The 14,484-nt window shown below is 65.5% G+C and carries 11 protein-coding genes and 2 pseudogenes; 10 read left to right on the top strand and 3 right to left on the bottom strand.

Going from position 1 to position 14,484, the window contains the following annotated elements; genetic code table 11:
* Positions 1-98 precede the first annotated feature (98 nt).
* Complete coding sequence (gene minD, locus LB557_RS08065; protein ID WP_015316922.1) at positions 99-914, top strand: septum site-determining protein MinD; 816 nt, start codon at positions 99-101, stop codon at positions 912-914.
* Complete coding sequence (minE, locus tag LB557_RS08060) at positions 911-1,183, top strand: cell division topological specificity factor MinE (protein WP_023774842.1); 273 nt, start codon at positions 911-913, stop codon at positions 1,181-1,183. The genes minD and minE overlap by 4 nt, the downstream gene beginning before the upstream one ends.
* Before the next feature lie 85 nt (positions 1,184-1,268).
* On the opposite strand, the gene LB557_RS08055 is transcribed toward minE, so the two are convergent.
* Positions 1,269-1,871 (bottom strand): sulfotransferase family protein, encoded by a 603-nt coding sequence (locus LB557_RS08055; RefSeq protein ID WP_224713045.1) that lies wholly within the window; start codon positions 1,869-1,871, stop codon positions 1,269-1,271.
* 271 nt (positions 1,872-2,142) lie between these two features.
* Between LB557_RS08055 and LB557_RS08050 the strand changes: the two genes are divergently transcribed.
* Positions 2,143-3,603, top strand: a complete 1,461-nt coding sequence (locus tag LB557_RS08050) for a hypothetical protein (RefSeq protein WP_140663385.1) — start codon at positions 2,143-2,145, stop codon at positions 3,601-3,603.
* A 75-nt stretch (positions 3,604-3,678) separates the two neighbouring features.
* Here LB557_RS08050 and LB557_RS08045 read toward each other — a convergent pair whose 3' ends face one another.
* Both LB557_RS08045 and LB557_RS08040 read right to left on the bottom strand, forming a co-directional pair.
* Positions 3,679-4,920, bottom strand: a complete 1,242-nt coding sequence (locus tag LB557_RS08045) for an ATP-binding protein (RefSeq protein WP_140617984.1) — start codon at positions 4,918-4,920, stop codon at positions 3,679-3,681.
* Entirely contained in the window at positions 4,917-5,645 is a 729-nt protein-coding gene (locus LB557_RS08040) for a response regulator (RefSeq protein ID WP_224642900.1), read from the bottom strand. The genes LB557_RS08045 and LB557_RS08040 overlap by 4 nt, the downstream gene beginning before the upstream one ends.
* 219 nt (positions 5,646-5,864) lie before the next feature.
* On the opposite strand from LB557_RS08040, the gene LB557_RS08035 reads away from it, so the two are divergent.
* From LB557_RS08035 to LB557_RS08005, 7 genes and pseudogenes are all read left to right on the top strand, one after another.
* Positions 5,865-6,566, top strand: a complete 702-nt coding sequence (locus tag LB557_RS08035; protein WP_140617986.1) for a hypothetical protein — start codon at positions 5,865-5,867, stop codon at positions 6,564-6,566.
* A 103-nt stretch (positions 6,567-6,669) separates the two neighbouring features.
* Positions 6,670-6,900: a hypothetical protein gene (locus LB557_RS08030; RefSeq protein ID WP_224527071.1), complete on the top strand. Its 231-nt coding sequence runs from the start codon at positions 6,670-6,672 to the stop codon at positions 6,898-6,900.
* 278 nt (positions 6,901-7,178) lie between these two features.
* Positions 7,179-8,453: an efflux RND transporter periplasmic adaptor subunit gene (locus LB557_RS08025; RefSeq protein ID WP_140663383.1), complete on the top strand. Its 1,275-nt coding sequence runs from the start codon at positions 7,179-7,181 to the stop codon at positions 8,451-8,453.
* Between the two features lie 4 nt (positions 8,454-8,457).
* Positions 8,458-11,614, top strand: a pseudogene (locus tag LB557_RS08020) (efflux RND transporter permease subunit).
* A 43-nt stretch (positions 11,615-11,657) separates the two neighbouring features.
* Positions 11,658-11,846: pseudogene (locus LB557_RS08015) on the top strand (RND transporter); the annotation flags it as partial.
* 230 nt (positions 11,847-12,076) lie between these two features.
* Entirely contained in the window at positions 12,077-13,159 is a 1,083-nt protein-coding gene (locus LB557_RS08010; RefSeq protein ID WP_140716345.1) for a sensor histidine kinase, read from the top strand.
* Positions 13,160-13,569: 410 nt separating this feature from the next.
* On the top strand, positions 13,570-14,451 hold the full coding sequence (locus tag LB557_RS08005; protein ID WP_015316934.1) for an EamA family transporter: 882 nt from the start codon (positions 13,570-13,572) through the stop codon (positions 14,449-14,451).
* Positions 14,452-14,484: the final 33 nt, after the last annotated feature.

Raw genomic sequence — 14,484 nt, 5'->3', positions numbered from 1 at the left:
AGCCTCGGACCGGTTTGGGATGGCATGATGGCAGGCTCTGACAACAGCCGTGCGGCGCACGGCACAACAAACGACAACAGGCAACGGAGGCTTTTTCCATGGGCAAGGTAGTGGTCGTCACATCGGGCAAGGGGGGCGTCGGCAAGACCACCTCGACGGCCGCGCTGGGTGCCGCGGTCGCCAAGACCGGCAAGAAGGTGGCGCTGGTCGATTTCGATGTCGGCCTGCGCAATCTCGACCTGATCATGGGCGCCGAGCGGCGCGTCGTGTTCGACCTCGTCAACGTCATCCAGGGCCAGGCCAAGCTGTCGCAGGCGCTGATCCGCGACAAGCGCGTCGACACGCTGTTCCTGCTGCCGGCGTCGCAGACGCGCGACAAGGACGCGCTGACCGAGGACGGCGTCGGCGAGGTGATCGACAAGCTGCGCTCGGTCTTCGACTATGTCTTCTGCGACAGCCCGGCCGGCATCGAGCGCGGCGCGCAACTCGCCATGCGCTTTGCCGACGAGGCCGTCATCGTCACCAATCCGGAAGTGTCGTCGGTGCGCGATTCCGACCGCATCATCGGTCTGCTCGACGCCCGCACCATGCGTGCCGAACAGGGCGAGCAGATCGCCAAGCATGTGCTGGTCACGCGCTATGACGCGGCGCGCGCCGCGCGGGGAGAAATGCTCTCGATCGACGACGTGCTGGAAATCCTGTCGGTGCCGCTGCTCGGCATCATCCCGGAAAGCCAGGATGTGCTGCGCGCCTCCAACCTCGGTTCGCCGGTGACGCTGTCGGAACCGCTCAACAACGCCGCCAAGGCCTATCTCGAAGCGGCACGGCGGCTTGAAGGCGAAGACTTACCGGTGGTGGTTCCCTTCGAACGCAAGGGTTTCCTCGACCGTCTGCTCGGAAGGAGGGCCGCATGAGCATCCTCGACCTCTTCAAGCGGCGCACCAGCGCGCCGGTGGCGCGCGAGCGGCTGCAGGTGCTGCTCGCCTATGAGCGCCGCAGCCGTGGCCAGCCCGACCTCGTCTCCATTCTGCGCGAGGAAATCATGGCTGTGATCGCCAAGCATGTGCAGATCGACCAGGACTATCTCCAGGTGTCGATGGATCGGGGCGAGACCATGTCGACGCTGGAAATCGACATCCAGATCCCCAACAAGAGCGCCGTGCCGCTGGCCATGGCGGGGTAAAAAACGGTGCGCCTTTTCCTCGCCCCGCTCCACAGGGGGCGAGGAACCCGGATTGCCGGGCCGGCAGCGCCGGTTTTCGTCCAGATCAGTTCAGCAAAAATCTCGACCTGAAGCCCGCGGCGCTGTTGCGATTGGGATAATCCTGATCCGGTATCGCAACGCCCAGATGAGTGCACAGCGGTTCCCAGCCGTCGCCAAGAGCGTGGACCAGCAGCCGCTCCCGTGGCACTTCGGCGTACACGGCACGGACATTGGCCTCGTAGCAGGCAATGGCATGCGCTCGATCGCCGGGCCGGCCGCCGAACACCTGCCTGGCGATCAGGGCGAGGCCCAGCGATTCTTGATCGACGCTTTGCTCAAGTCCCGCCGCGATCGTTTTTTCAAAACTTTCCCACCAGCTTTCGGCCGAGCGGTAGGTCAGGATCACCCTGGCATTCGGATAGAATTCGATCAGTTCGCGCCAGTAGTACGCCGAAGGCCAGTCCAGGCAGGAGACATAGCCCGACAGCAGCTGGTTCCAGTCCGGCGCGGCACCTTGGGCCAGCGCACGCCACACCCGTTTCTGCTCCTCGTTGCCGATCACTTCATGCATGTGATGACAGGGGCCGTAGCCGAGAATGGCCAGCGCCTCACGCATCGAATCCGTGCCCGTTCGGCCAAAGCCGGTTCCGATCACCTTGATCGACATCTCCATCCCCTCCCGTTCGACCTGCAAGCCGTTTGCTGGCAGCATATCAGGCTGCACACCGAATATGCACGAGAAGCGTTGACATCGCCGCGAACGCTACGGTCTGTGCCAGCCCGGGACCCGGCACTGGCTGTCGCGGCGGTGCAAATCCCCAAATGTCTGAAATTTACATTTCCCTAGGGGGGCTTCCCCTGCGGAATAAGCGGATGTAAGGATACATATTAGCAGTTTGTTAAATATCTGGTTTTCTTTGCGTAAGAGGGAGTTCCGTATGAACTTCAAGAGCCTGATCAAGCGTGCTGAAGACGTAGACGACGCACTCCAGGAGTTGCAGGACGATCTGGCGGACGCCCTGGATGCCAGCCTCGACAGCGAATTCGAGGCACCGCCGCAGGGCGACGATATCCCCGATGACGCGTCAACCGTCTCGCCACCCCAAGCCGATGCGGCGCAAGCGGAGGGCGCGGACAATCCCGACGATGCGGGCAACACCGACACCGCCGAAACCACGCCACGACTGACGCCCCATGCCCAGACCCGGCTCGCGGCGTTGAACGCCTTCGAAGGAATGTTCCACGACGCCAGGGATTATCTGGATGAGATCAACGGCAAATTGTCGGAAATCTCGACCTCGCATCATCTGACGCGCGAATTCCTCAACATCCTCCACACCGACATTCTTCGCGCCAATGAGCTGGAGCTCGCAAATGCCGGCCTGATCGCCGAGCAAAGAGCGCTGTCGGAAAAGCTGCACGACACGGCGGCGAAGCTGCGCGAGCGTGACAGCACGTGCGAAGTGCTGCAGCAGCGCGAGACAGACCTGGTCCAGGACCGGGACGCGCTTCGCACAGCGCTCGCGGCGGCAAGGCTCGAGCTCGCCGAGATGGGCAATGCCAGCGCCAAACGCGACGCGGAATTCGGCGACATCGCCAACCGGCTGACGGCAAGGACGGTCGAGGCCAACAGGCGCTTGCGCGAGAGCAAGATGCTGCGGGAAAAACACGTCAGCCTGTCAGTCGAGCTCGACAAGGTGCTGAAGCGGGAGAGCCAGGCGCGCCACAGGCTGGACGAGCTTTCGGCAGTCCACGCCAGCGAAGCGGCGCGCCTTGCCGAACTGATGGCGGCGCTTGGCAAGAGCGAGAAAGAGGAGATCCGGCTGCAGAAGGCGCTCGAGGCCACACAGGCGAAGCTGGCGGAAAAGACCGAAACGGCCAGCCTGATGGAAGGCGACTGGGAAGCCGAACGGGCTCGCGGCCAGACGGAGATGCGCGGATTGCGGTCCGAGATCCAAGACCTGGAATCGCGGCTGGAGCGGGCCTCGAACGAGAACAGTGCGGCCGCCGCCGAAATCGCCAGGCTCAAGACCGACCTGGACGACGCAGTGGCCGAAAAGAAAATCGCCGATGAAAGATTGTCCGCGCTCGCCGACGAGAACGAAGCCGACAAGCTGAGCCTTTCGAAAGCGAACGCCAATCTTTCGCAACTTGCGCTGCAACAGGCATCGGAGGACATACAACGGGATGTCCAGCGGCAGGAATGCGAGGATTTGCGGGCCGAAATCGCGTCGCTCAATGCCCGGATCAAGGAATTGCTGCCCTACGAGCGGCTCCACAAAGCCACCAACGGCAAATCGCGCGAGGGCGAGGTGGTGGAGATCGCTGCCGTGGTGGCCGAGAAAGCCCGTGCAACGGGCAGGCGTCCCATCCGCAGGAATCTGCGCGCCACGTCGTAACGCGCTTCGCAGGCCTCGTTGCTTGGCAGTCCCCGCATTGGGCTGCCTTTCGCGATGTGGACGGGCCTGACCCAATCACACCGCCGCGAACACCACCGTCTGCGCCAGCCCGCCGCCCTGGCGGTTCTCCAGCGTCACGGTGCCGCCGTAGCGCTCGATGATCTCCTTGGCGATGGCGAGGCCGAGGCCGGCGCCTGGAATGGATTGCTGGCGGCCGGGGTCGACGCGGAAGAAGGGCTCGAAGGCCTTGTTGATGAGGTCGGGCGGAATGCCCGGGCCGACGTCCGATATGGAGAGCACGGCGCGCCTGTCGGCGAGGTCGAGCGCGATCGTGCAGGCCTTGCCGTGGGTGGCGGCGTTGACGACCAGATTGCGCAGGGCGCGGCGCAGGCCGAGCGCGCCGGCGCGGACCGCAACCCTGTCCAGATGCCCGATCGAGACGGAATGGCCGAGCGTGACCATCTCGGCAGATATGTCGCGCACCATCTTTTCAAGGTCGAGCGGTTCGACGGCATCCTGGTTCACCTCCTCGCGCACCAGGCGGATGGCGCTGTCGGCGATGCGGTCGAGCTCGTCGAGGTCGTGCAGCCACTTGTCGCGCTCCTCGTCGAGGAATTCGGCGCGCAGCCGCATGCGCGTCATCGGCGTGCGCAGATCGTGGCCGGCGGCGGCCACCAGCCGCATGCGGCTTTCCATGGCGGTCTTCAGCCTGGACGAGAGCTGGTTCAGTGCGTGCGCCGTGGCCTTGACCTCGGCCGAGCCCACCTCCGGCACCGGCGCCAGCACGCCGTCCCTGCCGATCTTGGAGACGGTGGCCTCCAGCATTTCGAGCGGCCGGATCAGCACCGAGGTGAAATAGACAGAGACGGCGGTGGCGCCGGCCACGATCAGCGAGATCCAGCCGGCCAGAACCAGCCATTCGCGCCTGGGCGGGTCGATATGTGCTATTTCGAGGATCGCCCACCGGCTGTCGGGCAGGCGCATCGAGGCACGTTGGCTGGGTTCACCCGGTTTGTCGCTGACGATGGCCAGCACGTCGAAGCCGCGGCGGCGCAGCAGATCATTGAGCATCGCCGTCTCCTGCCGGTCCACCTTGCCATCCGCCGGCCGGTCGCTGAATTGCACCCGCAGCACATCGGGTATGGGCCCCGGCAGCAGCCGCACCACGAGTTCCATCTGCTGGGCAACCCAGGGCACGACGAGTTCCGGCGGCGGCCCGCCGCCGCGCACGCTGAGGACCGCCGCCGTCGCCAGGCCGACGACGCCGACGATAGAGGCGACCAGCAACAGGATGAGGCGGCGGCGCAGCGAGTTCACGCCTGCGCCTCCACCGTCTCGACGCGCGCGGTCAGCTGGTAGCCGCCATTGCGCACCGTCTTGAACAGCGGCCCGTCGCCGGTGTCGGTGAATTTGCGGCGCAGCCGGCTCATCAGCACGTCGACCGAGCGTTCGAGCGGGTCGCGTTCGCGGCCTTGTGTGAGATCAAGCAGCTGGTCGCGCGAAAGCAGCCGGCCGGGGCGGTCGAGGAACACCTGCAACAGGTCGAATTCGGCGCCGGTGAGATCGACGGCCGCGCCCTGCGCATCCGTCACCTTGCGGGTGTCCGGCTCCAGCCTGTAGGTGGCGAAGCGGTAGGCGCGGGGCGGAGGCGCGGGCGCCGCTTCTTCCGGCGTCGAGCGCCTGAGCACGGCGCGGATGCGGGCGGTGAGCTCGCGGGGGTTGAACGGCTTGCCGAGATAGTCGTCGGCGCCGAGTTCCAGCCCGATGATGCGGTCGACATCCTCCTTCAGCGCCGTCAGCAGGATGACGGGAATATGCGGCTTGCGATCGCGCAAGCCCCGGCAGATGTCGAGCCCCGAACCATCCGGCAGCATGACGTCGAGCACGGCCAGGTCGAACTGGCCAGTGGCCAGCTTCTGCTCGCATTCGCGCCTGTCGGCCGCTACCGAGACGCGAAAACCCTGGCCGTCGAGATAGCGCCCGAGCAGCGTGCGGATTTCGCGATCGTCGTCGACGACGAGGATGTGGGGTTGTGACTGCATTATCGTGCCCTTGCCCATGATCCCGGGTTTGTCCTGATTATAGGGAGCGCCCGTGCAAGCGGCATGGAAAATTGCAACCCAATGTTTCTGGCCGGGGGATGGCAACATTCGGAAACAAATTGCCCTTTTGCGGAAACCTTCGGCAACATGCCGACGCGAAGCAGACAAACACGCTTCCTATCCTCCTGACGTCCAAAGCATGGATGAAAGGAATACCGTATGCGAAGCAGACTTCTTGCGCTCGGCCTGTTTTCCGCCGCCGCCATCCACCCCGCGCTGGCGGCGCAGCCCGACCCGGGCGCGGCGCCAGGCGGGCCGCCGCCTGCCATGGCAATGCAGGATGGAACGGACCATGGCTCGATGCCGCATCCTTCGCAAGGATGGGGTCCGCAAGGTTTTGGCCCGCACAGTTTCGGCCCGCAAGGCTTCGGCCCCCGCCGCGTGGGGCCGCCGCCGGAATTCATGCTGGCCGCCCGGCTCGCCGCGCTCGAAACACGCGTCGGCATCCGCAGCGAACAGCTCGACGCCTGGCGCGACTACACCAGCGCGCTGCAGGCGGTGCTTTCGCCACCGCGGCCGGACCGTGGTCCGGGTGGCACTGGCGGGCCTGGAGGGCCGGATGGCGGGCCGCAGGCGAAAGGCCCCGATGCAGGGCCGGCCGGCAAGCCCGATCCGTTCGCCTTCCAGGAAAGGCTGGCAGACGACGTCACGGCGCGTGCGGCTTCGGCCGCCAAGCTGAAGGACGCGATCGCCGAGCTGCGCGCCAAGCTCACGCCTGAACAGCTCGAAATCCTCGTTTCGGCGGAACGCCCCCATGGACCACCCCCCGGTCCATGGGGCGGCCCGCCGAATGACGCAGTCGGTCCGGCAGGCCCGCCCAATGATGGCCCGATGCCGCCGCCCCAGCCCGGGAACGGCTGACAACCGACCGGCTGCGCCGGCCGGCCCCGGTACCCAACCCGTTCCCGGGCCGGCCGGGTTTCCTTCTCCGGGATGGCGGATCGCGCCTTCCCGGATTCACCCCATGCAACAAGGCACGACAATGTGGGAAGCCCTGATGCTGCTGCGGCTGATCGCATCGGCCAGCCCGAAATATTCGTTCGGCCGGCGCATCGATCATGCCGCAACGCCGCCGGCCTTGCCGGTCGACACGCTGCAAGGCGCGATCCGGCTGGAATTCGCCGCCTGGCGCCTGTCGCTGCCGATCTCGCGGCACGCCGATGGCCACGGAAACCATGACCGCAAGATCGCGTGAGACTTGGCAAGGCGCTTGGCATGTCGGTGCTGATCGGCATAATGGCGCGGAGGGCATCGCGGCCAGCCATCCGATCCTCGGGTGCGCTCCAGCCACGAAGAAGGAGCGCGACATGAGCCGCTTCGAAGCACTGCTCGACGCCGCCCGCAAGTGGGCGCGACCCCTCGTCACGACATCGTCCGTCTCAAGCCTCACCTGCGACCGCCGGCGTTCGGCCTCGCTTTGCATTGGCCAACGCCCATGCGGTCACCGCACCTCCAGCGAAAGATCATTCAGCCATGTCCATGCAGTCTAGGCAGTCCTCCCCGCCAGTTCGCCGACTCGCGTCCTGGACGGCGCTTGCCGCGGCTCTTCTCCTGGCGGCCTGCTCACAAGAGGGCGGCAAGGCTCCCGCAGGCATGGGCGGCGTCGGCAAACCGGAAGTCGGCGTCGTCACGCTGCATCCGCAATCGGTGGCGATCACAGCCGAACTGTCGGGGCGCACGGCGGCCTCGCTGATCGCCGAGGTGCGTCCACAAGTGAACGGCATCATCCAGCAACGACTGTTCAAGGAAGGCAGCGAGGTGGCGGCGGGACAGCCGCTCTACCTCATCGACCCGGCGAGCTACAAGGCGGCTTATGACAGCGCGGTCGCGGCGCAGCAGAAGGCGGCGGCGGCGGTGCCTACCGCGCAGGCCAAGTTCGACAGATACGCCGGCCTGTTGAAGCAGAACGTTGTTTCCAAACAGGATTATGATGACGCTGCCGCCACGCTTGCGCAGGCGCAGGCGGATGTGGCTTCCGCCAAGGCGAGCGCCGAAACCGCGCGCATCAGCCTCGACCGCACCTCGATCACCGCGCCGATCGCCGGCCGCATCGACAAGTCCACGCTGACACCGGGCGCGCTGGTGACCGCCAACCAGGAGACGGTGCTGACCACGATCCGCTCGCTCGATCCGATCAATGTCGACGTCACGCAGTCGAGCACCAATTTGCTCAACCTGCGCCAGGCGATCTCGGAAGGGCGGCTGAAGTTCAGCGGCCCCAATGTCAGCGTCAAGCTGAAGCTCGAGAACGGCACCATCTACGCGCAGACCGGCAAGCTGGAATTCGCCGGCGCCAATGTCGACCAGACCACCGGCACGTTCGCGCTCAGGGCCGAGTTTCCCAATCCCGACCGCCTGCTTCTGCCGGGCATGTATGTGCGGGCGCTGGTCGAGGAGGGCGTTGCCCAGAACAGTTTTCTCGTGCCGCAGCGCGCCGTCACCCGCAATACGAAGGGTGAGGCGACGGCCATGGTCATCAATGCGCAGGGCAAGGTCGAGACGCGCGTGCTTGCCGTGCGCAACACCGTCGGCAACAGCTGGCTGGTCGACAGCGGCGTGGGCGATGGTGACCGTGTCGTCGTCGAGGGCCTGCAGCTCGTGCGCCCCGGCGGCGATGCGACCGGCGTCGAAGTGACGATCGACGAGGCGACCGGTGAGATCAAGGATCGCGGCCAGACCTCCGCCTTGCCGGCCCCATCCAAGATGGCCAGCACCGGCCGGCAACCCGCCGCGTCGACCGGGAACTGAGACGATGTCAGCATTTTTCATCAACCGGCCGATCTTCGCCTGGGTGATCGCCATCGTGATCATGCTGGGCGGTCTGCTCGCACTCACCACGCTGCCGATCTCGCAATATCCGCAGATCGCGCCGACCACCGTCAATATCAGCGCTACCTATCCGGGCGCGGACGCCCAGACGGTCGAGAACTCGGTGACCAAGGTCATCGAGCAAGGCATGACCGGCATCGACAATCTCGACTACATGACGGCGACCTCTGACCGCGACCGGTTCGGCGTCGATCACGCTGACCTTCACCAGTTCGGCCGACCCCGACACCGCCCAGGTGCAGACGCAGAACAAGCTGCAGCTGGTGCAGTCGCAATTGCCGCAGGTGGTGCAGAGCAACGGCATCACCGTCTCCAAATCCTCGACCGGCTTCCTGATGGTCATCGGCTTCGTCTCCAGCGACGGCAAGATGAACTCGACCGACCTCGCCGACTATGTCGACGCCACCGTCAACGACACGCTGAAGCGCGTCGAAGGCGTGGGCTCGACGCAGCTCTTCGGCTCGGGCTATGCGATGCGGATCTGGCTCGACCCCGACAAGCTGGCCAAATACGCGCTGATGCCAAGCGACGTGGCGAGCGCCATCGAGGCGCAGAACACGCAGGTTTCGGCCGGCCAGCTCGGCGGTCTGCCGGCGCGCAAGGGCCAGCAGCTCAACGCCACGGTGACCGCCAAGAGCCGGCTGCAAACCGCCGAACAGTTCCGCAACATCATCCTGAAGAGCCAGACGGACGGCTCGCTGGTCCGGCTGAACGACGTCGCCACCGTCGAACTCGGCGCCGAAAGCTATACGACGCAAGCCAACTACAACGGCAAGCCGGCGGCGGGCGTCGCCGTCAACCTGGCGACCGGTGCCAACGCGATCAGCACCGCCGAAGCGGTGCGCTCGACGATAAACCGGCTGAGCTCGACCTTCCCGCAAGGCGTCGAGGTCGTCTATCCCTACGACACCTCGCCCTTCGTGCGGCTGTCGATCGAGGAGGTGGTCAAGACGCTGGCCGAGGCGATCGTGCTGGTGTTCCTGGTGATGTTCATCTTCCTGCAGAACTTGCGGGCGACGATCATCCCGACCATCGCGGTGCCGGTGGTGCTGCTGGGCACGTTCGGCGTGCTGTCGCTGTTCGGCTATTCGGTCAACACGCTGACCATGTTCGCCATGGTGCTGGCCATCGGCCTGCTCGTCGACGACGCCATCGTCGTGGTCGAGAATGTCGAACGCGTCATGCAGGAGGAAGATCTGTCGCCGAAGGAGGCGACGCGAAAATCGATGAACGAGATCACCGGCGCGCTGGTCGGCATCGCCACCGTGCTGTCAGCGGTGTTCGTGCCGATGGCCTTCTTCGGCGGCTCGACCGGCATCATCTACCGGCAGTTCTCGGTGACCATCGTCTCGGCCATGGTGCTGTCCGTGTTGGTGGCGCTGGTGCTGACGCCGGCATTGTGCGCCACGATCCTGCGGCGGCCGAAGGACCATGCCACGCAGACCGGTCCGTTCGGCTGGTTCAACAGGATGTTCGATCGCGGCACGACGGCCTATCGCGACGGCTCGCACGGCATCATCAACCGGTCGTGGCGATTTCTTGCCATCTTCCTCGCCATTGTCGTCGCCATGGGCTGGATGTTTGCGCGGTTGCCGAGCTCGTTCCTGCCGGAAGAAGACCAGGGCATCCTGATCACCAGCGTGCAATTGCCGGTCGGCGCCACGCAGGACCGCACGGAGCGCGTGCTGAAGCAAGTCACCGACCACTATCTCAGCGACGAAAAGGACGCCGTCGACGGGGTCTTCACCGCGTCGGGCTTCGGCTTCGGCGGAGCCGGGCAGAATGTCGGCATCGGCTTCGTGCGGCTGAAGGATTTCGCCCAGCGCAAGTCGTCCGCAATGGCCGCGCAGGCGATCGCCGGCCGCGCCATGGGCGCGTTCTCCAAGATCAGGGATGCGCAGGTCTTCGCGCTGGCGCCCCCGGCCATCCAGGGTTTCGGCAACACCAACGGCTTCGATTTCTACCTGCAGGACGTCAATGGCGCCGGCCATGACGCGCTGATCCAGACGCGCAACCAGCTTCTGGCCTTGGCTGGGCAGAGCAAGGTGCTCGCAAACACGCGTCCCAACGGCCAGGAGGACCAGCCGCAATTCTCGGTCGACATCGACCAGGAGAAGGCGAGCGCGCTGGGCGTCAGCCTTGCCGACATCAACAACACGTTGTCCAGCGCCTGGGGCAGCGATTACGTCAACGACTTCATCGATCGGGGACGGGTGAAGCCGGTCTACATGCAATCGGACGCGAATTTCCGCATGCAGCCGGAGGATCTCGACAAATGGCAGGTCCGCAATTCAAGCGGCGCCATGGTGCCGTTCTCGGCCTTTGCCTCCAGCCACTGGACATTCGGTTCGCCCCGGCTCGAACGCTATAATGGTTCGGCCGCGGTCGAGATTCAGGGCGCGGCGGCAGCGGGCGTGAGCTCGGGTGCGGCGATGGACGAGATCGACAAACTCGTCGCGCAACTGCCGGCCGGCTATTCGCATGAATGGACCGGGCTGTCGCATCAGGAGCGGCTTTCGGGCAACCAGGCGATGTCGCTCTATGCGATCTCGGCCTTGGTCGTGTTCCTGTGCCTGGCCGCGCTCTATGAGAGCTGGTCGATCCCGTTCGCGGTGATGCTGTCGGTACCGATCGGCATCTTCGGCGCGCTGCTGGCGGCAAGCCTGTTCGGCCAGACCAACGACGTCTATTTCAAGGTCGGCCTGCTGACCACGATCGGCCTCGCCGCCAAGAACGCCATCCTGATCGTCGAGTTCGCCATTGAACGGCAGGCGGCCGGCATGGGGCTGGTGGAGGCAACGCTCGAGGCGGCGCGACAGCGGTTGCGGCCGATCCTGATGACGTCGCTGGCCTTCATCCTCGGCGTCACGCCGCTTGCGATCGCCAGCGGCGCCGGCTCGGGCGCGCAGAACTCCGTCGGCATCGGCGTGATGGGCGGCATGATCGCCGCGACCGTGATCGGTGTGTTCCTGGTGCCGCTGCTGTTCGTCACGGTGCGGCGCATCTTCAAGGGCAGGGTGGCCAAACCAGATCCCGGGCAGGATAAGGGCGAAACGCCGGTGACGGCCAACCAGCAGTAAGGGTTCTTCACATGAGAGGTTTTGAACGTGGCTCGGTGGCCGCGAGGCCCAGCGCTCGCTCTACTCGGCCGAGGATTCGCTGTTGCAGAGCCGCGTCCTTCTGGCGACCGACTACATCGCCCTCAACAAGGCGCTCTGCGGCGGCTGGGACGGCGCGGTCGACAGCGCCAGGCCCGAAATCGTCGACGGCAAGACCGGTCCGCGGCTGGCGAAGGTGGCCGGCCAGAGTTGACCGGTTCGGGTTCCTGCAGGGTTCCAGGCTGGGAAACGCTTGCAATGCGATGCCATCATCAAGCTGAATTATCTTGGCGACGGCCTGGATTTCACCATGGCGCTGCCGTTGCGCGGGACCAGGCCGGCGCGGGCCTAGTCCTGATGCCGGTGAAAGTGGCACTTTTGGCGATAGCTCGCGCATCGCTTCGCTGATATTGGTGGCGTCCAGAAAATTCCTGGATGCAAAAGATGACATCGAATTCAGATAAGGCGGAAACGGTCGAGCAGTTGCTGGAAACGCCCGACCTTGCCAGCGCGCTGGAAAGCGAACAGTTCAAGAAGTTCCTCGACCAGGTGCCGATTGCCATCGCCGTTTCGGACCTCGGCGGGCAGGAACGTGTCGTCTATGCCAATCCGGAGTTCGAGAAACTGTCGGGCCTGAAGGCGGCGAGCCTCGCCCAGAAGCATTGGGCGGCACTTTCCGGCATTGGCCTGCACCAGCAGAAGGACAGCGCGCTGTCCCATGCGGTGGTCGACGGGACCGATTTCGTCGGCACGTTTCGGCTCGAGCGGGCCGAGGACAAGCCTGCAATCGTCGACGTCTATTCCAACGTCATCGAGGATGACAACGGCAAGGCCTGCTTCCGGCTGGTGGCACTGGTCGACGTCTCGGCGCATGGCGAGACTGAAGATGCGCGCTCGATCGAGGAGCGCGTCCGCGAGAAAGACACGCTGCTGCGGGAATTGCAGCACCGGGTGAAGAACAATCTGCAGATGATCACCGCCCTGATTCGCCTCGAGACGCGCAATGCGACCGAGCCGGACCGGAAACGCTTCGAAAGACTGGCCGGCCGCGTCGACGCCTTGGCCATCCTTTATCAAACGCTGTCGGGCGAGGAGCACAAGGAGGAGGTCGATCTCGGCGTCTATCTGAGCCAGATCGCGTCAGCCGTGATGAGTTCGCATGCTGTCGAGGGCATTCGCCTCGACATGAAGGTGGACACCTACCCGGTTTCGATCAACGTTGCCATGCCCACCGGCCTGGTGGTCAACGAATTGCTGACCAACGCGCTCAAGCATGCATTTCGCGGGCGTGACAGCGGGACGATCACGCTGCACAGCGTCGTGAACGGGGATGGCTGCCGCGTCGTCGTCGCCGATGACGGGATCGGGTTGCCGGAAGGCGAGAGCTGGCCCAAGCAAGGCAAGCTCGGCGCGCTCATCGCACAATCGCTGACAGAGAACGCCAAGGCCGAGTTCGACGTGACTTCCAGCGCCGACGAAGGCACCCGGGTCACGATCGTGTTCAAGCGCTCCGCCGCCGCGGCCTAGGGCAATTCCAGGAAACCAACTGGTTAGGGCGGGTTCGGCGTTCTGCCAAATCCAGTCTGGAGCGGCGATCCTGCGCATGCTGCGCGACGACGGTCCGCAGTCGTGCCGAACTGGCGCGGCGCACGGCGCTTTCGCCCACCACGCTGACCGACTACGGCGCATCTGCTCAGGGCAGGGACCGTCGTCGAACTCAACCGGGCCGCCGCCAGCGACGCGTCCGTGGGCCGGCGGCCATCGGTGTCGCGCCGGCGCCCGAAGCGCTGTCGGTGGCGGAATCGCCTTACGGCATCGACCGTTTCTGGCCGTGCCCCCATCGAGGCATCCGCGCTGTCTCACGACAGCCAGGCCGGTTCATCCTATTGCATTGCTGCCGGGCAGGTTTTCGCGTCGGGCATGGAGATGAAGCACAAGTGACATCAATGCCGCTTGCCAGCCGCGAAGCCGCACCCTTGCCGGTCGCGGCGCTGATGGGGGCCATGGTGTCGATCCAGATCGGCGCCACCTTCGCCAAGACGCTGTTTCCGGTGATCGGCGCGCAAGGCACGACGACGCTCAGGCTGGTCATCGGCGCGCTGATGCTGATCGCGGTGCTGCGGCCCTGGCAGGTACGGCCCTCGCGCGCCACCATGCCGTGGCTCATCGCCTATGGGGTGACGCTGTGCGCGCTCAACCTTCTGTTCTACGCGGCACTTGCCAGGATCCCGCTTGGCGTCGCGGTGGCGCTGGAGTTTTCCGGTCCGCTGCTGGTGGCGACACTGACCTCTCGGCGGGCCAGCGACTTTGCCTGGATCGCACTTGCGGTCGCCGGCATCGTGCTGTTGTCGCCCTTCATCCACTCGCTAAAGCCGCTCGACCCGATCGGCGTGATGCTGGCGCTGGCGGCCGGCGGGTTCTGGGCGCTCTATATCGTTCTGGCGCAGAAGGCGGGCGCGGAACTCGGCACCCGCACCACCGCCTATGGCATGGCGATCGCCGCTGTGCTGGTGCTGCCCTTTGGCATTGCCGAGGCGGGAAGCGGCCTGCTCGCGCCGTCGATCCTGGTCAGCGCGCTGCTCGTCGGCCTGTTCTCGAGCGCGCTGCCGTTCTTCCTGGAGATGGTGGCGCTGACCCGCATGCCGGCGCGCATCTATGGCACGCTGACCTGCCTCGAGCCGGGGCTTGGCGCGCTGGCCGGGTTCCTGTTCCTGCGGGAAAGCCTGACCACGCCGCAATTGGCCGGCATCGCCGCCGTGATCGTGGCCGCCGCCGGCACCGCGCTGACCTCGAAGCCGCCGGTGCCGTCGCCGGAGTAGGGGGCGGACGCCAGGACCGCCCGGCGACGTCAA

The sequence above is a fragment of the Mesorhizobium sp. BR115XR7A genome, assembly GCF_020165315.1.
Classification (GTDB): domain Bacteria; phylum Pseudomonadota; class Alphaproteobacteria; order Rhizobiales; family Rhizobiaceae; genus Mesorhizobium; species Mesorhizobium australicum.
Note: the sequence above shows the minus strand (reverse complement) of the source record. Positions and strands in the feature narration are given on the sequence as shown.